Below are 23,929 nucleotides of genomic sequence, written 5' to 3'. Positions count from 1 at the left end.
TGCCCCTCTGCCCGCTGCCCCTCCGAGCCCGGCCGGCCGCCCCCGGCCGCCGAGTTCAGCCGCCCACCCCGCACCGCCGACCGCTCACGGCCCAACCTGAACCGCCGACCGCTCACCGTCCACTGCTCACCACCCCACCCACAGCCCGCCCGAGCCACCCGGAGGCCGTCCGTATGAGTGCCCGACCGCTGCCCCAGAGCCCGCCCTCCCGACAGGGCGTCGACGCCTCGGGCGTCAGCGCGTTCCTCGACGCCGTCGAGGCCGACCCGGACATCGAACCCCACAGCCTGATGATCCTGCGCCACGGGCACCTCGTCGCCTCCGGCTGGTGGGCGCCGTACACCCCCGACCGCAGGCAACTGCTCTACTCGCTCAGCAAGAGCTTCACCTCCACCGCCGCCGGATTCGCCGTGGCCGAGGGCCTGCTGGACCTCGACCGCCCGGTGATCTCGTACTTCCCCGAGTTCGAGGCCGACATCACCGATCCCCGCAGCCGCGCGATGCTCGTCCGGCACGTCGCGGCCATGGCGAGCGGCCATCTGGCGGAGACGTGGGGCGACGCCGTAGGGCTCGACCGGGCGGAGCCGGTACGCGGCTTCCTGCTGATCCCGCCGGACCGCGACCCGGGCACCGTCTTCGCCTACAACCAGTCCGCCACGTTCACGCTCGCCGCGATCCTCCAGCGCGTGACCGGGCTGTCGCTCACCGACTACCTGCGGCCGCGCCTGTTCGACCCGCTGGGCATCGGCGAGACCGCCTGGACCCGCAACCGGGCCGGGCGGGAGATCGGTTTCAGCGGCCTGCACGCGACGACCGACGCGATCGCCCGGCTCGGCCAGTTGTATCTGGACGAGGGCGTCCTGGAGGGGCGGCGCCTGCTGCCCGCCTCCTGGATCGCGGAGGCGACCCGCGTCCACGTCGCGAACGCGGACGGCACCCCCGAGGGCGCCCGCTCGGACTGGCAGCAGGGCTATGCACTGCAGTTCTGGCGCGGACGGCACGGATACCGCGGCGACGGGGCGTTCGGACAGTTCTGCGTCGTGCTGCCCGAGCACGACGCCGTGATCGCGACGACCGCGGCCACCGACCGGATGCAGGAACTGCTGGACCTGATGTGGCGGCATCTGCTGCCCGCCTTCGGGACGGCACCGCTCGCGGCGGCGGACGAACGGGACGAGGAGCTGCGCCGACGGCTCGAGGCGCTCGCGCTGCCGCCGGTCGAGGCCGCACCCGAGCCACCGGAACCCCAGGACGCCTGGTCACAAGCGGAGTTCGCGCCCGCCGGCGGGCGCTGTGCGGTCCAGCCGAGCCTGACGGGCGTGCTCGTCGCCGGGAGCGGCAAGGACACCCGCGTCACCCTGGTCGAGGGCGAACGACGGCTGGAGGCGCGGCTCGACGGCACCGGCTGGAGCGTCGACTCCGGGCCGACACCCAGGGCGGTGAGCGGCGGTTGGACCGCGGCGGGCACCCTGCGCATCGACCTGATCTTCCTGGAGACCCCGCACCGGCTCACCGTGGAGTGCGAGCTTCCGGGCCGGACCTTCAGCGCCCGGTGGCACACGACCCCGCTCCACGCCCGCTCCCTGGAGTCCCTCCGGGCCCCGTCGTCACCGCCGTCAACCGGTCATCGGAAAACGCCATACCTCGCCACCCCTTCCGCCACGTAGAGATATCCACCACCATGCATATGCCGAGGCTCCGACGGGCGGCTGCGGGCTTTGCCGCCCGCGCCCGTCGCGTGCCTGCGAAGCGGAGGGAAAACCGACTCCGGGGTGATGCATGACGAACCTGATGTGGACGCGCAGCGTGGAATGGCTGGCGGCCGCCGCCACCAATCCCAGAGCCTGCAAACGCCAGTGGGACCAGGGGAGCGGAAGCGTTCTGCTGGAAGCGGGGCGTTACTGGGACGTGCTGAGCGTGCCCGAGCAACTCGGGCTGCTCGCCCTCGACATCCTGTGGTCCGACCCGCTCCAGGTGCCGGGGCCCACGCTCGTCGACTGCGCGGCCCAGCGGGTGGGCTTCTTCCTTCCGCCGGACCCCACGAGCCGGTGGGAGGGGTCGGGGCTCCGCCACCTCGGCCGGGGGTCCTGGATCGCCGTACCGCCGCCGTACCGTTCGGCGGGGCCGCTGGAGTGGATCGTGCCCCCGGACGGGACCGGCGCGCTGCACCCCGCACTGCCTCTGGAGCTGGCGCTGCGTCAGGCCAACGGCACACTCGCCGTCCTGGCCCCGCCGGCCGGGGAGTAGGCGGCCGCCGCCTCCGTCACCCGGGCATGAGAAAGGCCCCCGTCACCCGGGAGCTGTACGAGGCCGCCGTCGGACGCTGCCGTACGAGGGGCCCGCAACCCGGTGCCGTGGAAAGGCGCTGGTCACCCGGTGCCGTAGAAGTGTGCCTGGCCCCCGCGCCACTTCACCCAGGCGGGATCGTCCAGCAGATCCTCCGCGTCGGGCAGTCCCGCCCGGCCGAGGAACTCCAGGAGGTCCTCGTCCGAGAACGCCACGCCGAGGTTCTCACCCCGCGCGGTCACCTCGCGGCCGCTGGTATCCAGGGCCGGATGCACAACCAGAGGAGCCCGTCCGGACATGTATCCAGCATCGTCCCTCGCGCCGCGCCGCGCATCCCGACGGACGGACGGGGCCGCCGGACGGTGTGAGAGTGGTGGTACGCGGTATTGGCCACGTGGCCGGATCCCTGGACGAGGAGCGATCGATGAGTGCACTGGACCTGCCGGCGATCGAAGCGGAGCGCCGGCGCATCAGGGAGGCCCACCTGAAGCCGGAGAAGCCGGAGAGCACGGCCCGCGGCGTCCACCACGTCGCCCTGCTCTCCGCCGACGTGGAGCGGACCGTACGGTTCTACCAGGGCGTCCTGGGCTTCCCCCTGACCGAGATGATCGAGAACCGGGACTACCAGGGCTCGACCCACTTCTTCTTCGACCTCGGCAACGGGAACCTGCTCGCCTTCTTCGACTTCCCCGGCCTCGACCTCGGCCCCTACGCGGAGGTCCTCGGGGGACTGCACCACCTCGCCATCTCGGTCGACCCCGCCACCTGGCGCCAGTTGCGCGAGCGGCTCGACGCCGCCGGGATCGAGTACATGGAGGAGAGCGGCACCTCGATCTACCTCCGCGACCCCGACGGCGCCCGGATCGAACTGCTCGCCGATCCGCTCGGCGAGATGTACGGCAACAAGGTGCTCTGAGTCCCGCGGCCGGGCCGCGGCGGCGTCAGCGCAGCTTCTCGGCCCAGTTCGCCGGAACACGCCCGGCCGGCCCGGGCACGGGCTGGTCGGCCGGACGGCTCACCGGGGGAGCGAGGGCAGGACCGGACTCGTAGAGTTCCGAGGTGTCGTAGTCCCAGAACCAGTCCTCGCCCGGTTCGAAGCTCTGGATGACCGGATGCCCCGTGCCCCGCGCGTGCGCCGTGGCGTGCTTGGCGGGGGAGTCGTCGCAGCAGCCGACGTGCCCGCACTGCGCGCAGCGACGCAGATGGATCCACCACCCGCCGGCCGCGTCGCACTCGGTGCAGCCGGTGCCGCTCGGCGGCACGGACGGGTCGATTCCGTTCGCTGTGGTCATGACGGCTCCTCGGAGGATTCCGCGACGGTCAGGGGCAGACGCACCTGGAAGCGGGTGTCGCCGGGCTCGGAGTGCACCAGCAGGCTGCCGTGATGCTTGTTGACGACGATCCGCCAGGAGATGTCCAGGCCCAGACCGGTGCCCTCGCCCACCGGCTTGGTGGTGAAGAACGGGTCGAAGATCCGGTCGCGGATCTCCTCGGGCACCCCGGGACCCGTGTCGCGGAACTCGACGAGCAGATGGTCGCCGTCGGGCGCGGTGCGGACCGTCAGCGTCCCCTCGCCGCCCATCGCCGAGACGGCGTTGTCGATGAGGTTCGTCCACACCTGGTTCAGCTCACCCGGATACGCGGGGATCCGCGGCAGCGTCCGGTCGTACTCCTTGACGACCTCGATGCCCGAGCCCATCTTGCCGGCCAGCATCATCAGGGTGCTGTCGAGCAGGTCGTGCACGTCGGAGACCTGGTAGGGCGCGCGGTCCATCTGCGAGTACTGCTTGGCCGCGTCCACCAGGTGCGAGATACGGGTGGTCGAGTCCTCGATCTCGTTCATCAGCAGCTCGGTCTCGACCGTGTAGTTCAGCCAGCGGACCGCGCCTTCGAGGGTCGGACCGTCCACGGCCGCCGCGACCTGGTCCAGCCAGTCGGTGTCGAGCCCCGCCTGCACGAACGTCGGGGCCAGCTGCCAGCCGCCCGCGATGTCGTGGTCGTCGAGCCAGTCGGCGAGCGCGTCCTCCCGGTCGGAGGCCTCCAGCGGGCTCAGCGGCGTGGCCTTGGCGACCTGCTCCGCCGTCCGCTCCTGGATCTCGACCAGCGTCTCCAGGGCGTCGCGCGCGTAGGGTCCCGCCGCGATCATCCCCAGCTTCTGCCGCATGTGGGCCACCCGGTCGCGCAGCGCGGAGGTGGCCCGCACGGCCGCCGCGGCCGGGTTGTTGAGCTCGTGCGTGAGCCCGGCGGACAGCGAGCCGAGGGCCAGCAGCCGTTCGCGCTGCCCGACGGTGCGCTGGGCGTTCTGGCTGCCGAAGAACATGCCCTCCAGCAGATGGACGGCCATCGGGAACCAGTCCCGCAGGATCGCGGCGAACGTCGCCGCGGGCAGGACGAAGAACCGGGACGGCACGGTGACCCGCATGGAGCCCTTGTACTGGGCGTCGCCCGGATCGCTGAGATAGGCCTGCATCGCGCCCGCGTACACCCCGCGCTTGGAGGTGCGGCTGATCTCCACGTCGTCCGCGCCGACCCGGCGCGACATCACGACCGTGCCCTCCAGGAGCACGTAGAAGCAGGTGGCCGGATCACCCTCGGTGTACACCGGCCCCGGTTCGAACTGCTCCGTCCGGCCCTCGCGGCACAGCCGTTCCAGCTGGTCGCCGTCCAGCTTCTCGAACAGGAACAGCGTGCCCAGTTCCGCCGCGTCGCACGGCACCGGCCGCCCGCTCACGACTGCTCCAGATAACGGTGGACGAGCATGACGGCCATGGCTCCCTCTCCGACCGCGGACGCGACCCGCTTCGCCGACTCGGCGCGCGCGTCCCCGGCCACGAACACGCCGGGCACATTGGTTTCCAGGTGGTACGGAGGCCGGTCCAGCTCCCAGCCGTGGGGAGGCTGACCGTCGGGTGTCATGTCCGGGCCCGCCAGAATGAAGCCGCGGTCGTCCCGCAGGACGGTGCCGTCCAGCCAGTCGGTGAGCGGGGCCGCGCCGATGAACACGAACATCCACTGCGCGTCGACGAGTTCGGTGTGGCCGCTCTCCACGTCCCGTAGCGTCAACTGTTCCAGATGGCCGTCGCCGTGCGCGGACTCCACGACCGTGCCGGTGCGCACCGAGATGTTCGGCGCCTCGGAGATCTGCTCGATCAGATAGTGCGACATCGAGGCCGACAGCGAGGAGCCGCGCACCAGGATGGTGACCGACTTGGCGCCCCGGGCCAGATACATCGCCGCCTGGCCGGCCGAGTTCGCGCCGCCCACGATGTACACGTCGTGGCCCTGGCAGGCGGCCGCCTCGGTCAGCGCCGAGCCGTAGAAGACGCCACAGCCGGTGAGTTCGGCCAGGCCCGGCGCCTGGAGCTGGCGGTACGACACCCCGGTCGCGAGGATCACCGCGTGCGCCGAGATCGCGGAGCCGTCCGAGAAGCGGATGGTGCGCGAGGCCCCGGTGACCTCGAGTCCCGTCACCTCGCGCGCGGTGAGGATCTCGGCGCCGAACTTGGCCGCCTGCCGTCGCGCCCGGTCGGTGAGCTGGCCGCCGGAGACACCGTCGGGGAAGCCCAGGTAGTTCTCGATCCGGGAGCTCTGGCCCGCCTGCCCGCCGGTCGCGGACCGCTCCACCAGGACGGTGCGCAGCCCCTCCGAGGCGCCGTACACGGCCGACCCGAGCCCGGCCGGACCGCCGCCGATGACGACGAGGTCGTAGAACTCCGAGGTGGGGGTCGTCGCGAGCCCGACGTGCGCCGCGATCTCCGGGTCCTGGGGCTCGACGAGGGGTGTGCCGTCCGGGGTGACCACCAGCGGCAGCCGTTCACCGTCCTGCCCGGCGGCGCTCAGCAGGCGCTGTCCCTCGGGGGTGTCGGACGAGTACCACCGGTAGGGCACCTGGTTGCGGGCCAGGAACTCGCGGACGCCGGACGACCGTGCCGACCACCGGTGCCCGACCACCTTGCAGGCGCCCACGGGCCGGTAGTCGCTGACCCGCCAGGCGTCCAGGAGGTCGTCGACGACCGGATAGAGCTTCTCCTCCGGTGGATCCCACGGCTTGAGCAGGTAGTGGTCGAGATCGATCACGTTGATCGCGTCGATGGCCGCGTTGGTGTCGGCGTACGCGGTCAGCAGCACACGGCGCGCGCCCGGGTACACGTCGAGGGCCTGTTCCAGGAACTCGATGCCGTTCATCTGCGGCATGCGGTAGTCGGCGAGGATCACCGCCACCTGGTCGCCGCGCAGCTTCAGCTCGCGCAGCGCCTCCAGGGCGGCCTCGCCGGACTCCGCGCGCACGATCCGGTGACCCTCGCCGTAGCGGCGCCGGAGGTCCCGGGCGACGGCCCGTGAGACCCCCGGGTCGTCGTCGACGGTCAGAATGACGGTCCGCGCCGGACTGGCGGCCTGGGTCATACCTCTCCCACCCCGAGCAGGTCAGTTGCGTATCCGGACGGGCGGACACCGGGGCGCCGCCGGGCGGATACAGAGCCAATCGTATGTACGATCGGTCACCTTTGCTCGGGAACCGGATACCGGTCGGTAGCTTCCGGTGCCTCCCCGGGGGCCGGGATCGGGGCGCGCGCCCGGGGCAGGATGTTCGTGACGTAGTCCTTCACGGCCGCGTCAAGACCGATGTCGTGCTGGGCGCGCTCGGACAGGAACCAGCGGTGTTCGAGGAGCTCGTGGTACAGCTCGGCCGGTTCCATGGAGCCGCGCAGATCCTGGGGAACGGCCCGGACCGCGGGCCGGAACACGTCCCGCACCCAGCGGTGGGCGAGCACCTCGGGCCGGGCGGTGTGCGGGCGTCCCGCGTCCCGGCCGGGCGCCGCGGAGCCCGCCGCGTAGTCGTCCTGGGTGGCCATCCAGCTCTCCAGGTCGTTCAGCAGCCGGCGGGCCTGGTTCTCCTCGGTGTCGAGCCCGGTCAGCCGCAGCAGCTGGCGCTGGTGGTGGCCCGCGTCGACGACCTTGGGCACGAAGGTGACGGTGTCGCCGTTCGAGGAGCTCGCGATCTGCATCTCGGCGACGTCGAAGCCCAGGTCGTTGAGCCGGCGGATGCGGCGGTCGATGTAGTGGTACTTGCCCGCCGGGTAGACGGACGTGCGGGTCAGCTCCTCCCACAGGCCCCGGTAGCGCGCGCAGATCTCCTGGCCGAACTCGATGGGATCCACCGAGGGGTGCAGGGCGCCGGCCGCCTCCAGGTCGAGCAGTTCGCCGCTGATGTTCACCCGGGCCAGATCGAGGTCGTACTCCCGCTGGCCGGTGCTCAGCCGCGGGTGCAGCTCACCGGTCTCGGCGTCGACCAGATAGGCGGCGTACGCGCCCGCGTCGCGCCGGAACAGGGTGTTGGACAGCGAGCAGTCGCCCCAGGCGAACCCGGCCAGGTGCAGCCGCACCAGCAGCACGGCGAGCGCGTCCATCAGCCGGTGCATGGTCGCCGGACGCATCGTGGTCTCGAACATCGACCGGTACGGCAGCGAGCCGCCCAGGTGCCGGGTGATCAGCACCGACTCCAGGGGCTCACCGGCCGCGTCGGTGCGGCCGGTGACCACGGCGAGCGGGTCGACCGCGGGTATCCCGAGCCGGTCCAGTCCGAGCAGCAGTCCGTACTCGCGCACCGCGGGCCGTTCGGCGAGTTCCTTGACGGCCACCACCTCGTCCCCGGCGCGCGCGTACCGCACGACGTGCCGGGAGATGCCGCGCGGCAGCGGCACCAGATGGTGCTCGGGCCACTCCGCCAGAGGCAGGTTCCACGGCAGTTCGAGCAGGAGCGCGGGATGCTCCGGGTTGGTCGCGCTGATCTGCAGAGCCATGGCCGGACTGCCCTCACCTCACGGTCGACGCTGGTCAGGGCTCCAGCATCCCCGAATGATCGCCGAGGCGGAAGACGCGCCGGGCGTTGCCCGACAGGAACAGTTCGGTGGTCTCGTCGTCCAGTCCGAGCTCGCCGAGGTGCTCCAGGGCCCGACTCGGCTCGATCATGGGGTAGTTGGAGCCGAACAGGACCTTCCGGCGTCCCCGGCCGCGCAGATACGCGACCAGCTCCGGGGGATAGCGGCGGGCGGTGTAGGCGCTGGTGTCGATGTACACGTTCTCGTGCTTGTCGGCGACCGCGATCATCTCCGTGGTCCAGGGGTAGCCGATGTGTCCGCAGACGATGGTCAGTTCGGGGAAGTCGAGCGCGACCTGGTCGATGTACGGGATCGGCCGGCCGGTCTCGGAGGGGCGCAGCGGACCGGTGTGCCCGACCTGGGTGCAGAAGGGGACGCCGAGTTCGGCGCAGGCGGTGTACAGCGGGTAGTAGAGCCTGTCGGTGGGCGGCAGTTGCCACAGCCAGGGAATGATCCGCAGCGCCACGAAGTCCAACTCCTGGACGGCCCGCCGCAGTTCGCGCACCGCGGCCACCGGGCGGGTGAGATCGGCGCCCGCGACCCCGCGCAGCCGGCCGTCCGACCGGGCCACGAAGGCGGCGACCTCGTCGTTGGTGATCAGGGCGCCCTCGGGGCCGTACCAGGCCGAGGCCAGGGCGGTGTCCACCCCGGCCGCCGCGAGCGCGGCCAGGGTGACATCGAGCGGCAGTTCCTCCTCCAGCGTCCTCAGGCCGGTCCAGCGGCGCAGGGACGCGAACATCTCGTGGTTGGAGTGGCGGAGTGTGGGGTGCTGCATCCACGCGTCGACGACCGGCACGGTCCCCTGCCTTCCCTGGATCGATGGCTGAGCGCTTGCTTACCCTCGACCCTAGGGTGTCGGGCGCTCCCTGGCCAGCGTTGGGCTGTGCACGCGCTCCTGACCGGGTACCCGTGGCCGGTGTTCACGCTCAGGGCCCTCACCCGTGGGCCGTGTACACGCTCCGGGTCCACTCGTCCACCGCGTCCACGAGGGTCGTCAGGGCGGCGACGAGACGCGGGAATCCGGCGCCCACCGCGCCGCCGGGCTCCCGCATGTACGTGTCCCGCCGGATCTCCACCATCAGCGCGATGACCTGCGGCTCGCGCTCGTAGTAGCGCAAGGGGACGTACGCGCCCGAGAACGGGCTGTCGATCCCCACACCGCCGAGCCCGGCGAACGCCTTCTCCGCGATGGCGACCAGTTCCGGCGGGGTGTGGAACTCGTCGGTCCCCAGGCACACCGGCGGCCGGGGTCCGTCGCCGTGCAGTTCGTAGGGCAGCCGGGCCGTCGGATACGAGTGCACGTCGATGATGACGGCCCGTCCGGTGGCGGCCAGCCGGTCGGTCACCGCCTCCGTCATCGCCCGCGCGTAGGGGTGGAAATAGCGGTCGATCAGGGGCCGCGGGTCCATGTCCGCGGGCCGCAGCGGGGCCCGGTGGGTCGTGCGCGTGTAGACGGCGCCCATCCCGACCGCGAGCATCTCCTCGCGCTCGTCCGGGAAACGCTCGGGATCGACGACCAGCCGCGACAGCCGGTTGACGAACCGCCACGGTCTCAGCCCGGCCGCCTCGCCCGCGGCCGCCGCCAGTTCGGCGGTGTGCGCGTCGGTGATGTGGTCCAACTCCTCCTCCAGTTCCGCGTCGCCGAGGAGGATGCCGTCGCGGACCGGCGCCGGGATCTGTCGCGAGGAGTGCGGCACGTGCAGGATCACGGGCGAGTGGACCGCTCCGGGCAGCAGCGCGAAGGAGTCGGGGGCGTCCGGGGAGCCGAGGTTGTCGTTCATAAGAGATCACTGTCGCAGCCGGGTCCGACAACGGGCGGGACCGGCGGTGGGGGCGAGCGGCGGCGGCCGCGGGCCGAGGCGGTCCGGACCGGGCGCGGGGGCCCTGCCGAGCGCCGTCAGCGGCCGCCGCCATGGCGTGCGTAGTGCTCGATGAGCGCCGCCCGGGTCGTCTCGAGACGGTGGGCCAGGATGGCGCCGATCGTCCGGGTCAGGGACAGCTCGAGGGCCGGGTCCCGGTCGCACAGGATCCGTACCTCGCCGGCGTCGAACTCGTAGGCGCGCACCGGGCTGAACGCCTCCGCCCCGAAGTCCCAGGTGTGCGGGGCGAACAGCCACGACCAGCCGAGCAGGTCGCCCGGTCCGAGCTGGGCGACGGTGATCCGCCGGTCGGCCAGCACCTGCTGGTACAGCGAGACCGTTCCGGAGCGGATCACCCAGAAGCGGTCGGCGGTGCCGCCCGCCTCGAAGACCGTCCCGTCCGCGGGGAAGGAGACCTCGCGGGCCACGCCCATCAGCCGGTCGCGGTGTTCGGGGGAGAGCGCGTGCAGGAGCCGGAGAGGAGTGGGCATCGCGGACCTCCATCGGGTCGCCGCGCGGCCACGGAGGTCGCGGCGCCTGTCGTACCGGTGGTATCCCGTCATCCTCCATTGGAGCCCGGACGGAGTAATCCGTCGCGTCGTGGGCGGGAGGAGTTCGCCGCAGGACGCTCGCGGGACGCGGCTGTACCGGGTCATTCCGCGGTCCGGGACGTCACCGAGAAGCGCGCCCCGTCGGGGTCGATGATCAGGGCCTCCACCGAGCCGATGCCCTGCTGGTGTGCGGCCCCGCCGTTGGCGCGTGCCGCACGGACGCAGGCCTCGACGTCGTCGACCGCGAAGTGGATCTGCCAGTGCGGCCGCAGGGCGGGGTCGGGCGCCGCCCCGAGCGCGCCGGAGTGGATCCGGGCGACGACGTCGCCGAAGCTGCGCAGGACGACCTCGTTCTCCTCGTAGTCGACCTCGCAGCAGCCCGGGACGGAGGAGGCCCAGCCCAGTACCTCGCCGTAGAAGATGGCGGCGTCGAAGGCGTCGCGGGTGTGCAGACGGATGAAGGAGGGGGCCGCGTTGCGCCAGCGTTCCCAGCCGGCCACGAGCTCGCCCTCCCAGATCCCGAAGACCGCGCCGTCACGGTCGGCCAGCAGCGCCGCACGGCCCGGCGGCAGCGAGATCGGGCCCACCGCGGTCGTACCGCCCCGCTCCTGGCTGCGGGCGACGGTCTCGTCGGCGGAGGCCACGGCGAAGAACGCGGTCCAGGCGACCGCCGCCTTGGCCACGAAGTCGACCTCGGCGATCCCGGCGACCGGGATCCCGGAGACGCTCGCGACGCGGTAGTTCTCGCCCATCCTGCTGCCCGGTGTCCACCGCCAGCCCAGCACCGCGGTGTAGAAGTTCTGCGCGGCCTTCAGGTCGCGGGTGGTGAGGCTGACCCAGCAGGGCGCGCCGAACACCGACTTGCTGGTGACGACATCGGTGTGGAGTGTTCCGTCGCTCTTCATCGCCGCCCGTCCTCACCCGAGAGTTGGTCGGCAGCGGTCGCGCGGGGTGCCGCCGGGCCCTCGTCGGGCTTCCCGGACGTGCGGTCAGCCGTGAGAGGCCCTCCGTACCGGAAGGCCTCCGACGGCGTCATAGCACCTGCGGATCCGCTGTCCCATCTCCAACAGCATCTCCCGCTTCGGCTCCCCGCGCACGACGCGGCTACTGGCCGCGCGGCCGCTCCAGCGTGAGCAGCAGGCCCTCCACGGCGCCGGGGCCTATGCGGCCCTTGACGTCCGCGGCCGTGATCGCCTTGAGCGCCCACCCGTCCTCGGCGTGCTTGTTCAGGACCTTTTCCAGCTTGTCGCTGTCCAGCGCGTCGCCGATCAGCGATTCGCGGAACGTGACGACCTTGTATTCGAAGGCGTACGGGGTGCTCATGGTTGAGAAGCTCTCCTGCGTGTCGGTAGGCATGGCCGCGCCCACCCAATCACCCTTCGCGGCTGCGGCACAGGGACGAACCGGACGCTAGGGATAGCTTTGTTGAAACTTCATGAAGCGCCTGGCCGGACTCCGCTTCCGGACGTTCTCCATTCCGGACGTTCCTGTCCGGACCCCCTTTCCGGACGTCCCGCGCGCGGCCGGACACGGCGCCCCCGCCGTGGAGCCGTAGCGTGGGACGCGAGCGACGAGAAGCGTACGGGCGGAATCAGGGGGCGCGATGTGCTGGAGCGCGACGGCCGATCTGGTGGCCGGTGCCGGGATCGCCGCGATCGGCGCGGCCTGCGTCGTCCGGGCCCGGCGCGCGGCCGATCTCCCGCTGGCCGCGCTGCCGTTGCTGCTCGGCGCCCATCAGATCGTCGAGGCCCAGGTCTGGGACACCGGGGGCGGTACGGGGCCCGCGACCGTGGCCTGGGCGGTGATGGCCCTTCCGCTGCTGGCCGTGTGGGTGCCCGCGGGTGTGCTCTGCGCGGCACCCGCCCATGCCCGGCGACGGCTGCTGCTCCCGCTCGCGGCCGGGGTCGTGACCGCGGCCGTGCTCGCGCACGCCCTGGCCGCGCACCCCGCACGGGCCGAGATCCGCGGCCACACCATGGGCTACGTCGTCGACCTGCCCAGGGCCGAACTGGTCGTCGCGGGCTATCTGTTCGCCACCGTCGGCGCGCTGCTGCTCTCCGGGGAACGCGGTCTGGTGCTCCTCGGCGTCCTGACCGGCGCGGGCGCGGCGGTGTCCTGGGCGCTGTGGGAGACGGAGTTCGTCTCGACCTGGTGCGCGTGCGCGGCGGTCGTCTCGGTGACCCTGCTGGGATGGGTCGGCTCGCGGGAGGGCGTGTCCCCAGCGGAACGGGTTGACCACGCCTGACGGTTCGCAAGGCGTCCCGGCGGCCGCCGGGCGGGCCGATCGCAGGTCGCACCGGTGATCCGCCGGATCCCGGGTACGCGGCGAACCGTGAACGACCTGACGAGTTCCTCAAATGTGTCGGCGAGGGTCGACGCATGATCAACCGTGTACACCGTGCCCGGGCGGCGATCGTCGCCTCCTCCGTCCTCCTGCTCGCCGGCTGCGGCGGCGGCGCTGCCGAGCGGCTCGGCACCGGCGGCTCGCCCTCGCGTCACGGCGAGGCGACAGCGGCGCCCGCGCCGACCGCCTCGCGCGCGGCGGCGACGGGGCGGCTGCCCGGTCTCGGCCCCCGGACCCTCGCCGCGATCCCCGCACGGACCCGTCAGGCCGTCGTGGTGACCGGCAGGGACCGGGACTCCTCGCTGTCCGGCGTGGTGCTGTACGAGCGTACGGAGGCGGGCTGGCGGGCCGGTCCGCGGCGCCCCGCGCGCAACGCCCTCAAGGGCTGGACCGACCACCATCGCTCCGGTGACCTGAGGTCCCCCATAGGTGTCTTCACCCTCACGGACGCCGGCGGGCTGCGCCCCGACCCCGGCACCCGGCTGCCGTACGACCGCTCGGGCGCCTTCACCTCACCGGGCACGGGCTTCGAGGGCGAATCGCTGGACGGGTCCTTCGACTACGTGGTGGCCGTCAACTACAACCGCAGGCCCGGGACCACACCCCTGGACTGGACCCGGCCGATGGGCGCCTCCCGCGGCGGGGGCATATGGCTGCACGTGGACCACGGCGGCCCCACCCACGGCTGCGTCGGTCTGCGCGAGGGCGATCTGGTGACGCTGATGCGTGCTCTGGACCCCGCGCTCCACCCCGTGGTGGTCATGGGGGACGCGGCCTCGCTGGCACGCTGACATCCACGCGGACCTGCGGCGACGGTCCGCCGGGTCCCGCGAACCGGTCCGCCGGGATCCGTGAACGGGTCCGCCGGAACCTGTGCGCCGGTCGGGCCGGACTCGCCCACCGGACCGCCGCATCACGTGCCGGACTCCGCCCCCAGTGTCCCCGGAGGATGTCAGGAAGGTGTCAGGGTGTGGGAAGCCCCTCTCCCCGGCCGGTGAGAGGGCCCGAGCACCTACCATCGGCCGCGTGTGCGCATATGTGCTGGTCGCGGAGGACGACGAGAAGCAGGCCGAGCTGATACGCCGTTCGCTGCTGGGCGAGGGGCATACGGCGGCCGTGGTCCACGACGGCGCGGCCGCGCTCGACGAGGCCCGCCGGCGCCGGCCCGACCTCGTCGTCCTGGACCTGATGCTCCCCGTGCTCGACGGTTTCGGCGTCTGCCGGGCCCTGCGGGAGAACGACGACATCCCCGTCCTCATGCTCACCGCCCGCTCCACCGAGGACGACGTCCTGCTCGGCCTGGAACTCGGCGCCGACGACTACATGACCAAGCCGTACAGCCCGCGCGAACTCATGGCCCGCGTCCGTACGGTGCTCCGGCGCGGCGGAAGGGCGGCGGGGGCCGCGGGGAGCGACCCGGTCGTCAGGGCGGCGGGGATCGCCGTGGACCCGCTGCGGCACACGGTCCTGTGCGACGGCGCCCCCGTGGAGTGCACACCGGGCGAGTACGAGATCCTCCTCGCGATGGCCGCCGAGCCCGAACGGGTTTTCTCCCGGCGGCAGTTGCTGCACCACACCCGGGGCATCGACCGGGCCTCGACCGAGCGGGCCATCGACGTGCACATCATGAACCTGCGCAGGAAGATCGAGGCGGACCCGCGCCGGCCGACGCGTCTGGTGACCGTGTTCGGCGTCGGGTACAAGCTCAGGGGCGACCGGGCGTGAGCCGCGCCCTGCCGCTGCGCAAGAGCCTGCTGGTACGGCTGCTGATCACCTCCGTGCTCATCGCCCTGTGCTCCGTCGCCGCGACCGCCTGGCTCGCGGTGCAGACCACCACCCGGGCCATCCAGGAGGAGCAGGGCCAGGTGCTCGCCGAGGACATGGACATCCTCCGGCAGCTCAGCGGCTACGCGGCCACCCATGCCGACTGGGCCGGTGTCGGCGGGACACTGCGCGCGCTCTCGCACCGCACCGGACGGCGCATCGCCCTGACCGCGGGGGACCGCACCCCGTTCGCGGACTCCGCCGTCCGCGGCACCTCGCTGCCGCCCCGGGCCGCCGCCACCGTCGACCCGCTGCGGACCGACACCTCCACGGAACCCGGCGCCCAGCTGGCCGGGGTCGACCCGCGTGCCGTGGGCCCGTACCGGCTGACCTCGAACGAGCGCCGGAAGGTGGCCAAGCTGGCCTACGTACGGCAACTCTGCTTCGCCCGCAACGGAGTTCGGACCCGTACGGAGCTGATGCCCAGCGGCCGGACCGCGTTGACGGGCGTCGACGGGACGCTCGACCCCGGCTATGTGCCGACCGAGTGCGCCGACGGGCTGCTCAACACCCCCACCCCGACCGAGCGGAAGGCCCTGGACGGTCTGTCGGCCCTCGCCCGGACCTGCCTCGACGGGCGCGGGGTCCACCTCGGCCATTCCCTGCCGCTGCCGCTGGAGGCCGCGAGCGGGGCCACCGCCGTCCCTTATCTGACGGGCAAGCGGCCGGTCGGCCGGGACGCGTCGCTGACCCGGACGGTGGAGTCCTGTCTCGCCGAGGCCCGGCGCCGTCAGCTCGACCCCTACGTCGCCCCGGCCGCCGAGCTCTTCCTCGGCACGGGCGACCGGCCCGTCCCCCGCTTCGACATGTCGGCCGCCAACAAGGCCAAGGTGTTCGGTGTCACCGGGCTCGTCCTCGCCCTCACGGTGGCCGTCACCGCGCTGGTCGCCACCCGGCTCGTACGCCCCCTGCGGGCCCTGACCCTCGCGGCGCAGCAGCCGCCGGAACGGCACGTGCGCGTGCCCGTCACCACTCAGGACGAGACCGGCATCCTGGCCCGCGCCTTCAACGAACTCACCGAGCGCCGCGAGCGGCTGGAGTCCCAGCGCAAGGCGATGGTCAGCGACATCGCGCACGAACTGCGCACGCCGCTCACCAATATCCGCGGCTGGCTGGAGGTGGCCCGGGACGGCCTCGTGGACCCCGATCCGGAGCTGCTCTCCTCCCTGCACGAGGAGGCCGTGGTCCTCCAGCGCGTCATCGACGACCTCCAGGACCTCGCCGCCGCCGACGCGGGCACCCTGCGCCTGCACCGCGAGGAGGTGCGCGCCGACGAACTGCTCGAACAGGTCGCCGCGGCCCACCGGGTCGGCGCCGGGGCCGCCGGCGTCCGGCTGATCACCGAGCACGAGGGCACGCCCTGGCTGGACGCGGACCCGGTACGGATGCGGCAGGCGCTCGGCAACCTGGTGTCCAACGCGGTGCGCCACACACCGGCCGGCGGCACGGTCACGCTCTCCGCCCACCGCGAAGGTGGGGAGGTCGTGTTCACCGTGGCGGACACCGGCACCGGCATCGCTCCCGGGGATCTGGACAGCGTCTTCGACCGGTTCTGGCGGGCGGAGAAGTCCCGCAGCCGGCGCACCGGCGGCAGCGGACTGGGCCTCGCCATCGTCCGCCAGCTGACCACCGCCCACGGCGGAACCGCCTCCGTCACCAGCGAACCCGGCACCGGCTCGGCCTTCACGCTGCGCCTGCCCGGCGAGCGGCAGCCCGCCGGACCCCTTCCGGACGTCGCGGACGAGTGAGCCGCGGACGAGTGAGCCGCGGACGAGTGAGCCGCGGACGAGTGAGCCGCGGGCGAGCGAGATGCGGACGACCGGGCCGCGGACGGCCGGGCCGGTGACGGCAGGGCGCCCCCGACGTCACCGGAACACGTTGTCGGAGTCGTCCAGGATCGAGGGGTCGCCGATCGCCGCCTCGCGGGGGAGGCGGGACGAGGTCTGGTACATCGCCTCGATCTCGGACGCGTAGCGCTGGGCGATCGCGTCGCGGCGCAGTTTCAGCGACGGCGTCAGCAGACCGTTGGACATGTCGAAGGGTTCCGGCAGGACCCGGAAGACGCGGATGGACTCGGAGCGGGACACGGTGCTGTTGGCCGCCGCGACCGCGCGCCTGACCTCCTCGCGCAGCTCGTTCTCCTCGCGCGCGTCCCGGGCGGGCGTCTCGCCCTTGGCGCGTGCGGCGCGCCAGTGCGTCACGAACTCCGGGTCCAGCGTGATCAGGGCGCCCACGCAGGGCCTGTTGTCGCCCACCACGGCGGCCTGATGGATGAGCGGATGGACGCGCAGCCGCTCCTCCAGGGCGGCGGGGGCCACGCTCTTGCCGCCGCTCGTGATGATGATGTCCTTCTTGCGCCCGGTGATGGTCAGATAGCCGTCGGAGTCGATCCGGCCGATGTCCCCGGTCGCCAGCCACCCGTTGCGGAACGAGGCCTCGGTCGCCGCGGCGTCGTTGATGTAGCCCTGGAACACGGAGGGCCCCCACACGAGGATCTCCCCGTCGTCGGAGACCTGGATCTCGGTGCCCGGCAGCGGCTGTCCGACGGTGCCGAACTTCTCCCGGCCGACCGGCTGGGCGGTGATGCCCCCGCTGGTCTCGGTGAGCCCGTACCCGTCGTGGATGAAGATGCCGATCCCCGCGAAGAACAGCGCGATTTCACGGTTCAGCGGGGAGCCGCCCGAGACGGCGCCGCAGACCCGGCCGCCCAGCGCCGCGCGCAGCCGCTTGTACACCGTCTTCTCGTACAGGGAGTGCTGGAGCCGCAGGTCGAAGCCCGGCCCCGATCCCGTGCCCAGCCGCTGCTTCTCCTCGGCCAGGGCGAAGTCCTGGGCGGTGCGCACGGCACGCTCGAACAGCACCCCGCGGCCCGCGCGCTGGGACGCGCGCACGAAGTTCTTGTAGATCCTCTCGAACACCGACGGGACGGCGTACAGATAGGTCGGCCGGAACGAGAGCATGGCCTCGGAGAGGGTCTCCTCGCGCAGGTCCGGCTCGTGGCCCATCAGGATGCCGCCGCGCAGACAGATGCCCTGGATCATCAGCCCGTAGGCGTGGGAGAAGGGCAGGAACGCGAGCACGGCAGGCTGGGTGTCCGGCGGGGCCGCCGTCTGCCGCCAGCCTTCGAGCAGGGTGTCGCAGGGGCTCGCCAGGCTGCGGTGGGTCAGGGCGCAGCCCTTGGGGTGACCCGACGTCCCGGAGGTGTACGCGACGACGGCGGTGGAGTCCGCGAGCACGATCCGGCGCAGCGAGTCGACGGCGGTCGCGGGGATCGTCCGGCCGCGCTGCACCAGCTGCGCCATCGCCCCGGTGTCCAGCTGCCAGACGTGGCGCAGGTGAGGGAGCGTGGCGCAGGCCGAGCCGACCGTCATGATGCCCTGCTCGTCCTCGACGATCACGCCCACGCAGTGCGCGTCCTGGAGGATCCACGCGACCTGTTCGTGCGACGAGGTCGGGTAGACCGGCACGATCTCGGCGCCGACCGACCAGAGGGCGTAGCTGAGCACCGTCCACTCGTAGCGGGTGCGGGCCATGATGGCCACGCGGTCGCCCGGCCGGATGCCGGAGCGGACGAACCCCCGTGCCACGTCGACCACTTCGTCCCACAGCTCGGCCGCGGTCACCTGCACCCAGTCACCGGAACGGCCCTCGGCACGACGCGCGAGCTGCGGCAGATCAGGGGTGTTGAGGGCGGCGTCGCGGAGGCTGTCGGCGAGTCCCCCCTCGGTGGGCGCGGTTGGCGGTGCAGGAAGGTGGGACTGATGCATGCGCCACTCCGGAATTCTCCTCGACGTGACCTCACCCCCGGAGGCGCCGATGCCAAGGATTCCCGAATGTAGCCCACAGCGGGCGCGGCCCGCGCCCGATTCCGCCATGCGTGCGCCCACCGCCGGGACTTGGCCGCCAGGCCGTCCCTCCGGTGGGCCGGAACACCGCCGGCCGGCCGCCTCTTCGCCCACCGCGCGGCCCCCCCCACGCCCCCACGTTCCCGCGTCGGTGGTGCCGGTGCCGTGCTCCGGTGCTTCATCCGTCACTCGGGCGACTGATCACTCGTTCACCCTTCCGGGAAGCGGTCCCCGGCTGACAGACTCCGCTGGTGCGCGACTTCGACATGATTGTCATCGGATCCGGCCCGGGCGGACAGAAGGCCGCCATCGCCGCGGCGAAGCTCGGCCGCCGGGTCGCCGTCATCGACCGCCCCGACATGGTCGGCGGGGTCTCCATCCACACCGGGACCATCCCGTCCAAGACCCTGCGTGAGGCGGTGCTCTATCTCAGCGGCATCGGCCAGCGGGATCTTTACGGCCAGAGCTACCGTCTGAAGGAGGACATCACCGTCGCCGATCTGACCGCTCGCACCGAGCATGTGGTCAGCCGCGAGGTGGACGTCATCCGCAGTCAGCTCTCCCGCAACCACATCTCCCTGTTCGCCGGCATCGGCCGCTTCGTGGACGACCACACGGTCGCCCTGGTCGAGGCGAACGGCAACGAGAAGCGGCTGAGCGCCGACCACATCGTCATCGCCACGGGCACGCGCCCGGCACGGCCCGAGTCCGTCGCCTTCGACGGGCGGACGATCATGGACTCGGACAACGTCCTGAACCTGGAGCAGGTGCCGCGCTCCATGGTCATCGTCGGCGCCGGTGTGATCGGCATGGAGTACGCCTCCATGTTCGCCGCGCTCGGCTCGAAGATCACGGTCGTCGAGAAGCGGGCCGGGATGCTCGACTTCTGTGACGTCGAGGTGATCGAGTCGCTGAAGTACCACCTGCGGGACCTGGCCGTCACCTTCCGGTTCGGCGAGACCGTCGCCGCCGTGGAGAGCCATGCCCGGGGGACGCTCACCGTCCTGGAGAGCGGCAAGAAGATACCCGCCGACGCGGTCATGTACTCGGCCGGGCGGCAGGGCCTGACGGACGAACTCGACCTGGGCAAGGCGGGGTTGTCCGCCGACCCGCGCGGCCGGATCACCGTCGACGAGCACTACCGCACCGAGGTGCCGCACATCTACGCCGTCGGTGACGTCATCGGCTTCCCGGCGCTCGCGGCCACCTCGATGGAACAGGGCCGTACGGCGGCGTACCACGCCTGTGGAGAGCCGGTGAACCGGATGCACGACCAGCAGCCGATCGGCATCTACACCATCCCGGAGATCAGCTTCATCGGCCGGACCGAGGACCAGCTGACCGAGGACTGCGTGCCGTTCGAGGTGGGCATCTCCCGCTACCGGGAACTGGCCCGCGGGCAGATCATCGGCGACTCGCACGGCATGCTGAAACTGCTGGTCTCGCCCGAGGACCGCAAGCTCCTCGGCGTCCACTGCTTCGGCACCGGCGCGACCGAGCTCATCCACATCGGCCAGTCCGTCATGGGCTGCGGAGGCACCGTCGACTATCTGGTCGACGCCGTCTTCAACTATCCGACGCTGGCGGAGTCCTACAAGGTCGCGGCCCTGGACGCGACCAACAAGATCCGGCAGATCGACCGCCTCAAGGACTGAGCGCCGCGCGGGACTTCGCGAAGGTACTGCGCGACACGGTCCCGGCATGGCACCGTGGACACACGGTCTGGCCCGTCGCTCCCCCCGTGGTGACGGGTCAGACCTCTGTGCCGTCCGGGGTCCCGCCGTGCCGGCCTTCCGGCCCGGTCCCGCCGTCCGCCGGGGCCCGCCCGCGGCGGCGCCCGGCGCGATCCCGGCAGGAAAGCCGCCGGTCCCGGAACTATCGTGAGGAACGGCCGGTCCGTGCCGGAGCCGGGGGACCCGATGGGGACCGACTCGACGGCGGCCCCGCGCCGTCCCGACGAGGAGGAACCGGATGAACGGCACGATGCGTGCGGTGCGCGGTCATCGCAGGGGCGGGCCCGAGGAACTGGTCTACGAGGTCGCGCCGAAGCCGGTCCCCGGCCACGGCGACGTGCTGGTCGAGGTGCGGGCGGCGTCGGTCACCCCGGGGGAGCTCGACTGGGACGCGACCTGGACCGACGCCTTCGACGGCGGTATGCCGCGGCTGCCGGTCGTGCCGTCCAAGGAGGTATCCGGGGTGGTGGCCGAGCTCGGCCACGGCGTCACGGAGTTCAGGCCCGGCGAGGCGGTCTACGGACTGATCCCCTTCACCCGGGACGGGGCCGCCGCCGAGTACGTGACCGTTCCCGCGGCGGCACTCGCCCCGAAGCCGGGGTCCATCGACCACGAACGGGCGGCGGCGCTGCCGCTCGCGGGCCTGACGGCCTGGCAGGGTCTGGTCCTCCACGCCGGACTCACGGCCGGGCAGCGGGTGCTGGTGCACGGCGGCGCGGGCGGCGTGGGCTCGTTCGCCGTCCAGATCGCGGCGGCGCTCGGGGCGGAGGTGACGGCCACGGCGTCGGCCGCGGACGTGGACTTCGTACGGGGCCTGGGCGCGGAGACCGTGATCGACTACGCCGGGCAGCGGTTCGAGGACGAGGTGAAGGACGCCGACGTCGTCCTCGACACGGTCGGAGGGGACACCCGGGACCGTTCCTGGCGGGTGCTGCGTCCGGGCGGGGTCCTGGTCACCGTGGTCGAGCCCGTGACGCCGCCCGAGGGCGTGGACGCCCGCGCGGTGTTCTTCGTGGTCGAGCCGGACCGTGCCGGGCTCGAGGAGCTGACGGGCCTCGTCGACGACGGCGGCCTGATTCCGCAGGTCGACCGGATCCTGCCGCTGGAGAGCGCCCCCGGGGCCTACGCGGCACTGGCACGCGAGCACCGCCGAGGCAAGATCGTCCTGCGGGTGTCCTAGCCGGGCCTGGGACGGCGGAGCCGGACCGGGAGCCGGACCCGGAGCCGGAGCCGGACCGGGATCGGGACCGGGACTGGACCGGAGCCGTGGGGGCCGTCACACGTGACAGCGAGGGTGAACAAGCGCTTAGATAGTGACTCCGCCCTCGTCCGCGCGTGCTGGAGGCCCCGTTGCTGTTCACATCCGTCGACGACGTCTCCGGGCGCCTCGCCGATGCCGGCTATCTGGCCTCGCCCGCCGTCGCCACCACCGTGTTCCTGGCCGACCGGCTCGGCAAGCCGCTCCTGGTGGAGGGTCCGGCCGGGGTGGGCAAGACCGAACTCGCCAAGGCCGTCGCCCAGGTCGCCGAAGCCCGCCTCATCCGCCTCCAGTGCTACGAAGGCGTCGACGAGGCAAGAGCGTTGTACGAGTGGAACCACGCCAAGCAGCTCCTGCGCATCACCGCCGGCCGGGACGAGACGTGGGACGAGACGCGCACGGACATCTTCTCCGAGGAGTTCCTGCTGCCGCGCCCGCTGCTGACCGCCATCCGCGGCGACGACCCCAAGGTCCTGCTGATCGACGAGACCGACAAGGCCGACATCGAGATCGAGGGCCTGCTCCTCGAGGTGCTCAGCGACTTCCAGGTCACCGTCCCCGAGCTGGGCACGATCACCGCGACCAGCCGCCCGTTCGTGGTGCTCACCTCCAACGCGAGCCGCGAGCTGTCCGAGGCCCTGCGCCGACGCTGTCTGTTCCTCCACATCGGCTTCCCCGAGGAGGAGTTGGAGCGCCGGATCGTCCGATTGAAGGTGCCCGGACTCGACGACGCGCTGACCGAGTCCGTGGTGCGGGTCGTCGGGGCGCTGCGGGAGATGGACCTGCGCAAGGTCCCCTCCGTCGCCGAGACGATCGACTGGGCCCGCACCCTGCTCGCGCTGGGCGCCTCCACCCTCGACGAGGACGTCGTACGGGACAGCCTCGGCGTGATCCTCAAGCACCAGGACGACGTACAGAAGGCGGCGGCCAAGCTCGACCTGGGCGCCGTGTGAACGCCGCCGCACCGGCGGAGCCCACCGGGCCCGGCGGGCCGGCGGACGGGGTCGCGGACCGGCTGACCGCCCTCGTAGGCGCCCTGCGCTCGCACGGCATGCGCATCGGCACCGGCGAGAGCGTGGACGCCGCGCACGCGGTGGCCGCGCTGGGCTTCGCCGACCGCGACCGGCTGCGCGAGGGGCTGGCCGCGACGCTGCTGCACAACCCCGGACAGCGGGGGGTGTTCGACCCCGTCTTCGATGTGTACTTCCCGCGCCGCGTGGGCGGGCCGGACACCTCGGCGCCCGCGGACCGGGAGGACCTGCGGGACCGGCTCACGGCCGCCCTCGCCGCGAACGACCGAGCGCTGCTGGGGCAGTTGGCCATCGAGGCCGTCGACGGTTTCGGCGGCTACGGAGGCACCACGGCGACGGACGGCTGGTCCTCGTACCAGACGCTCGACCGGCTGCGGCCGCAGACGCTGATGGCCCGGGTCCGGGACGGCGTCCGGGCGGGGGGCGGCGCCACGGGGTTCACCGACCGGCTGCTGGAGGACGAGATCCGCCGGCGCATCGAGGTGTTCCGGGGCCAGGTCGCGACGGAGGCGCGGCGCCGGGTCGCCGAGCGCCGCGACCGGGACGAGATCGCCCGGCGGGCGGTGGCCCCGACCGCCGACCGCGTCGACTTCCTCTTCGCCGGCCGCGGCCGGCTCGCCGAACTGCGCAAGGCCGTCCAGCCGCTCGCGCGCAAACTGGCCACCCGGCTCGCCGCGCGCCGCCGCCGGGCCCGGCGCGGCACGGTCGACCTGCGGCGCACCCTGCGCGGATCGTTGTCCACCGGCGGGGTGCCGATGCGGCCGGTGCTCCGCAGACGCCGTCCGGTGCGCCCCGAACTGGTGCTGCTGTGCGACGTGTCGGGATCGGTGTCGGGATTCTCGGACTTCACCATGCTGCTGGTGCAGGCGCTCCACGACCAGTTCAGCAAGGTGCGGGTGTTCGCCTTCGTCAACCGGGTCGACGAGGTGACCGGGCTGATCGGGCCCGGCGCCGCCGACCCCGAGGGGCTGAGCGCCCGGATCCGCGCCGAGGCGGCGATCACCGGCTGGCACGGCAGCAGCGACTACGGGGTGGCGTTCGGCGAGTTCGCCGAGCGCTACTGCGGCGCGGTCGGCTCCCGGACGACCGTCTTCGTGCTCGGCGACGCCCGGACGAACATGAGCGACCCCAACCTGCCCGCCGTCCGGCAGCTCGCCCGGCAGGCGCGCCGCCTGTACTGGCTGAACCCCGAGGGGCGCTCGCAGTGGGGCACGGGCGACTCGGCCGCCCTGGCCTACGCCGAGGTCGTGGACATGCACGAGTGCCGCAACGCCCAGCAGCTCAGCGCGCTCGTCGGCCGCCTCCTGCCCGTCTGAACG

The 23,929-nt window shown here is 72.5% G+C and carries 22 protein-coding genes; 11 read left to right on the top strand and 11 right to left on the bottom strand.

Going from position 1 to position 23,929, the window contains the following annotated elements; all coding sequences use genetic code 11:
- The first annotated feature begins 173 nt into the window (after nucleotides 1-173).
- Both IO36_RS07810 and IO36_RS07805 read left to right on the top strand, forming a co-directional pair.
- Nucleotides 174-1,667, top strand: coding sequence for a serine hydrolase domain-containing protein (locus IO36_RS07810; protein WP_051900153.1), 1,494 nt, complete (start codon nucleotides 174-176; stop codon nucleotides 1,665-1,667).
- A gap of 112 nt (nucleotides 1,668-1,779) precedes the next feature.
- Nucleotides 1,780-2,247: a hypothetical protein gene (locus IO36_RS07805; RefSeq protein WP_037617574.1), complete on the top strand. Its 468-nt coding sequence runs from the start codon at nucleotides 1,780-1,782 to the stop codon at nucleotides 2,245-2,247.
- A 122-nt stretch (nucleotides 2,248-2,369) separates the two neighbouring features.
- Here IO36_RS07805 and IO36_RS07800 read toward each other — a convergent pair whose 3' ends face one another.
- Nucleotides 2,370-2,585, bottom strand: a complete 216-nt coding sequence (locus IO36_RS07800; protein WP_037617573.1) for a hypothetical protein — start codon at nucleotides 2,583-2,585, stop codon at nucleotides 2,370-2,372.
- A 125-nt stretch (nucleotides 2,586-2,710) separates the two neighbouring features.
- On the opposite strand from IO36_RS07800, the gene IO36_RS07795 reads away from it, so the two are divergent.
- On the top strand, nucleotides 2,711-3,202 hold the full coding sequence (locus IO36_RS07795) for a VOC family protein (protein ID WP_037617568.1): 492 nt from the start codon (nucleotides 2,711-2,713) through the stop codon (nucleotides 3,200-3,202).
- Nucleotides 3,203-3,227: 25 nt separating this feature from the next.
- Here the strand turns inward: IO36_RS07795 and IO36_RS07790 are convergent, their stop codons facing one another.
- The 9 genes from IO36_RS07790 to IO36_RS07750 all read right to left on the bottom strand — a co-directional run bounded on the left by IO36_RS07790 (nucleotide 3,228) and on the right by IO36_RS07750 (nucleotide 11,898).
- Nucleotides 3,228-3,578 (bottom strand): UBP-type zinc finger domain-containing protein, encoded by a 351-nt coding sequence (locus IO36_RS07790; RefSeq protein WP_037617565.1) that lies wholly within the window; start codon nucleotides 3,576-3,578, stop codon nucleotides 3,228-3,230.
- Entirely contained in the window at nucleotides 3,575-5,017 is a 1,443-nt protein-coding gene (locus tag IO36_RS07785; RefSeq protein ID WP_037617563.1) for an ATP-binding protein, read from the bottom strand. The genes IO36_RS07790 and IO36_RS07785 overlap by 4 nt, the downstream gene beginning before the upstream one ends.
- Nucleotides 5,014-6,690 carry an NAD(P)/FAD-dependent oxidoreductase gene (locus tag IO36_RS07780; RefSeq protein ID WP_037617560.1) on the bottom strand — a complete coding sequence of 559 codons (1,677 nt, stop codon included), beginning with the start codon at nucleotides 6,688-6,690 and terminating at the stop codon, nucleotides 5,014-5,016. The genes IO36_RS07785 and IO36_RS07780 overlap by 4 nt, the downstream gene beginning before the upstream one ends.
- A 95-nt stretch (nucleotides 6,691-6,785) precedes the next feature.
- Entirely contained in the window at nucleotides 6,786-8,087 is a 1,302-nt protein-coding gene (locus IO36_RS07775) for a DUF4032 domain-containing protein (protein WP_051900152.1), read from the bottom strand.
- Nucleotides 8,088-8,121: 34 nt separating this feature from the next.
- Entirely contained in the window at nucleotides 8,122-8,961 is an 840-nt protein-coding gene (locus tag IO36_RS07770) for an amidohydrolase family protein (RefSeq protein ID WP_037617557.1), read from the bottom strand.
- A 139-nt stretch (nucleotides 8,962-9,100) separates the two neighbouring features.
- Nucleotides 9,101-9,946, bottom strand: coding sequence for an N-formylglutamate amidohydrolase (locus IO36_RS07765; protein ID WP_051900151.1), 846 nt, complete (start codon nucleotides 9,944-9,946; stop codon nucleotides 9,101-9,103).
- 116 nt (nucleotides 9,947-10,062) lie between these two features.
- On the bottom strand, nucleotides 10,063-10,515 hold the full coding sequence (locus tag IO36_RS07760; protein WP_037617554.1) for a cyclic nucleotide-binding domain-containing protein: 453 nt from the start codon (nucleotides 10,513-10,515) through the stop codon (nucleotides 10,063-10,065).
- 161 nt (nucleotides 10,516-10,676) lie between these two features.
- Nucleotides 10,677-11,480 (bottom strand): VOC family protein, encoded by an 804-nt coding sequence (locus tag IO36_RS07755; protein WP_037617552.1) that lies wholly within the window; start codon nucleotides 11,478-11,480, stop codon nucleotides 10,677-10,679.
- A 199-nt stretch (nucleotides 11,481-11,679) separates the two neighbouring features.
- A complete protein-coding gene (locus IO36_RS07750) occupies nucleotides 11,680-11,898 on the bottom strand; it encodes a DUF4177 domain-containing protein (RefSeq protein ID WP_037617551.1) in 219 nt (72 codons plus the stop codon).
- A gap of 280 nt (nucleotides 11,899-12,178) precedes the next feature.
- Between IO36_RS07750 and IO36_RS07745 the strand changes: the two genes are divergently transcribed.
- The 4 genes from IO36_RS07745 to IO36_RS07730 all read left to right on the top strand — a co-directional run bounded on the left by IO36_RS07745 (nucleotide 12,179) and on the right by IO36_RS07730 (nucleotide 16,491).
- Entirely contained in the window at nucleotides 12,179-12,820 is a 642-nt protein-coding gene (locus IO36_RS07745) for a DUF6629 family protein (RefSeq protein ID WP_037617550.1), read from the top strand.
- 134 nt (nucleotides 12,821-12,954) lie between these two features.
- Entirely contained in the window at nucleotides 12,955-13,710 is a 756-nt protein-coding gene (locus IO36_RS07740; RefSeq protein WP_037617549.1) for a L,D-transpeptidase family protein, read from the top strand.
- Nucleotides 13,711-13,945: 235 nt separating this feature from the next.
- Complete coding sequence (locus IO36_RS07735; RefSeq protein WP_037617546.1) at nucleotides 13,946-14,644, top strand: response regulator transcription factor; 699 nt, start codon at nucleotides 13,946-13,948, stop codon at nucleotides 14,642-14,644.
- A complete protein-coding gene (locus IO36_RS07730; protein WP_037617544.1) occupies nucleotides 14,641-16,491 on the top strand; it encodes a sensor histidine kinase in 1,851 nt (616 codons plus the stop codon). The genes IO36_RS07735 and IO36_RS07730 overlap by 4 nt, the downstream gene beginning before the upstream one ends.
- Before the next feature lie 117 nt (nucleotides 16,492-16,608).
- On the opposite strand, the gene IO36_RS07725 is transcribed toward IO36_RS07730, so the two are convergent.
- Nucleotides 16,609-18,510: an AMP-dependent synthetase/ligase gene (locus tag IO36_RS07725; RefSeq protein ID WP_037617542.1), complete on the bottom strand. Its 1,902-nt coding sequence runs from the start codon at nucleotides 18,508-18,510 to the stop codon at nucleotides 16,609-16,611.
- A gap of 329 nt (nucleotides 18,511-18,839) precedes the next feature.
- On the opposite strand from IO36_RS07725, the gene sthA reads away from it, so the two are divergent.
- From sthA to IO36_RS07705, 4 genes are all read left to right on the top strand, one after another.
- Nucleotides 18,840-20,243: a Si-specific NAD(P)(+) transhydrogenase gene (gene sthA / locus IO36_RS07720; RefSeq protein ID WP_037617540.1), complete on the top strand. Its 1,404-nt coding sequence runs from the start codon at nucleotides 18,840-18,842 to the stop codon at nucleotides 20,241-20,243.
- A gap of 316 nt (nucleotides 20,244-20,559) precedes the next feature.
- Complete coding sequence (locus tag IO36_RS07715) at nucleotides 20,560-21,501, top strand: NADP-dependent oxidoreductase (protein ID WP_245173167.1); 942 nt, start codon at nucleotides 20,560-20,562, stop codon at nucleotides 21,499-21,501.
- A 173-nt stretch (nucleotides 21,502-21,674) separates the two neighbouring features.
- On the top strand, nucleotides 21,675-22,532 hold the full coding sequence (locus IO36_RS07710) for an AAA family ATPase (protein ID WP_037618430.1): 858 nt from the start codon (nucleotides 21,675-21,677) through the stop codon (nucleotides 22,530-22,532).
- Nucleotides 22,533-22,630: 98 nt separating this feature from the next.
- Nucleotides 22,631-23,926 carry a VWA domain-containing protein gene (locus IO36_RS07705; protein ID WP_078943098.1) on the top strand — a complete coding sequence of 432 codons (1,296 nt, stop codon included), beginning with the start codon at nucleotides 22,631-22,633 and terminating at the stop codon, nucleotides 23,924-23,926.
- Nucleotides 23,927-23,929: the final 3 nt, after the last annotated feature.

Origin of the sequence: Streptomyces aureus (genome assembly GCF_000725495.1) — a bacterium.
In the GTDB taxonomy this organism is placed as follows: Bacteria; Actinomycetota; Actinomycetes; order Streptomycetales; family Streptomycetaceae; genus Streptomyces; species Streptomyces aureus_B.
Note: the sequence above shows the minus strand (reverse complement) of the source record. Positions and strands in the feature narration are given on the sequence as shown.

Excerpts from the sequence above, each read along its gene's own strand:
- IO36_RS07775 (WP_051900152.1), bottom strand. The coding sequence starts at position 8,087 with ATGGCTCTGCAGATCAGCGCGACCAACCCGGAGCATCCCGCGCTCCTG.
- IO36_RS07810 (WP_051900153.1), top strand. The coding sequence starts at position 174 with ATGAGTGCCCGACCGCTGCCCCAGAGCCCGCCCTCCCGACAGGGCGTC.
- IO36_RS07725 (WP_037617542.1), bottom strand. The coding sequence starts at position 18,510 with ATGCATCAGTCCCACCTTCCTGCACCGCCAACCGCGCCCACCGAGGGG.
- IO36_RS07715 (WP_245173167.1), top strand. The coding sequence starts at position 20,560 with ATGAACGGCACGATGCGTGCGGTGCGCGGTCATCGCAGGGGCGGGCCC.
- IO36_RS07790 (WP_037617565.1), bottom strand. The coding sequence starts at position 3,578 with ATGACCACAGCGAACGGAATCGACCCGTCCGTGCCGCCGAGCGGCACC.
- IO36_RS07780 (WP_037617560.1), bottom strand. The coding sequence starts at position 6,690 with ATGACCCAGGCCGCCAGTCCGGCGCGGACCGTCATTCTGACCGTCGAC.
- IO36_RS07800 (WP_037617573.1), bottom strand. The coding sequence starts at position 2,585 with ATGTCCGGACGGGCTCCTCTGGTTGTGCATCCGGCCCTGGATACCAGC.
- IO36_RS07795 (WP_037617568.1), top strand. The coding sequence starts at position 2,711 with ATGAGTGCACTGGACCTGCCGGCGATCGAAGCGGAGCGCCGGCGCATC.
- IO36_RS07745 (WP_037617550.1), top strand. The coding sequence starts at position 12,179 with ATGTGCTGGAGCGCGACGGCCGATCTGGTGGCCGGTGCCGGGATCGCC.
- IO36_RS07750 (WP_037617551.1), bottom strand. The coding sequence starts at position 11,898 with ATGAGCACCCCGTACGCCTTCGAATACAAGGTCGTCACGTTCCGCGAA.
- IO36_RS07740 (WP_037617549.1), top strand. The coding sequence starts at position 12,955 with ATGATCAACCGTGTACACCGTGCCCGGGCGGCGATCGTCGCCTCCTCC.
- IO36_RS07755 (WP_037617552.1), bottom strand. The coding sequence starts at position 11,480 with ATGAAGAGCGACGGAACACTCCACACCGATGTCGTCACCAGCAAGTCG.
- IO36_RS07705 (WP_078943098.1), top strand. The coding sequence starts at position 22,631 with ATGCGCATCGGCACCGGCGAGAGCGTGGACGCCGCGCACGCGGTGGCC.
- IO36_RS07765 (WP_051900151.1), bottom strand. The coding sequence starts at position 9,946 with ATGAACGACAACCTCGGCTCCCCGGACGCCCCCGACTCCTTCGCGCTG.
- IO36_RS07760 (WP_037617554.1), bottom strand. The coding sequence starts at position 10,515 with ATGCCCACTCCTCTCCGGCTCCTGCACGCGCTCTCCCCCGAACACCGC.
- IO36_RS07805 (WP_037617574.1), top strand. The coding sequence starts at position 1,780 with ATGACGAACCTGATGTGGACGCGCAGCGTGGAATGGCTGGCGGCCGCC.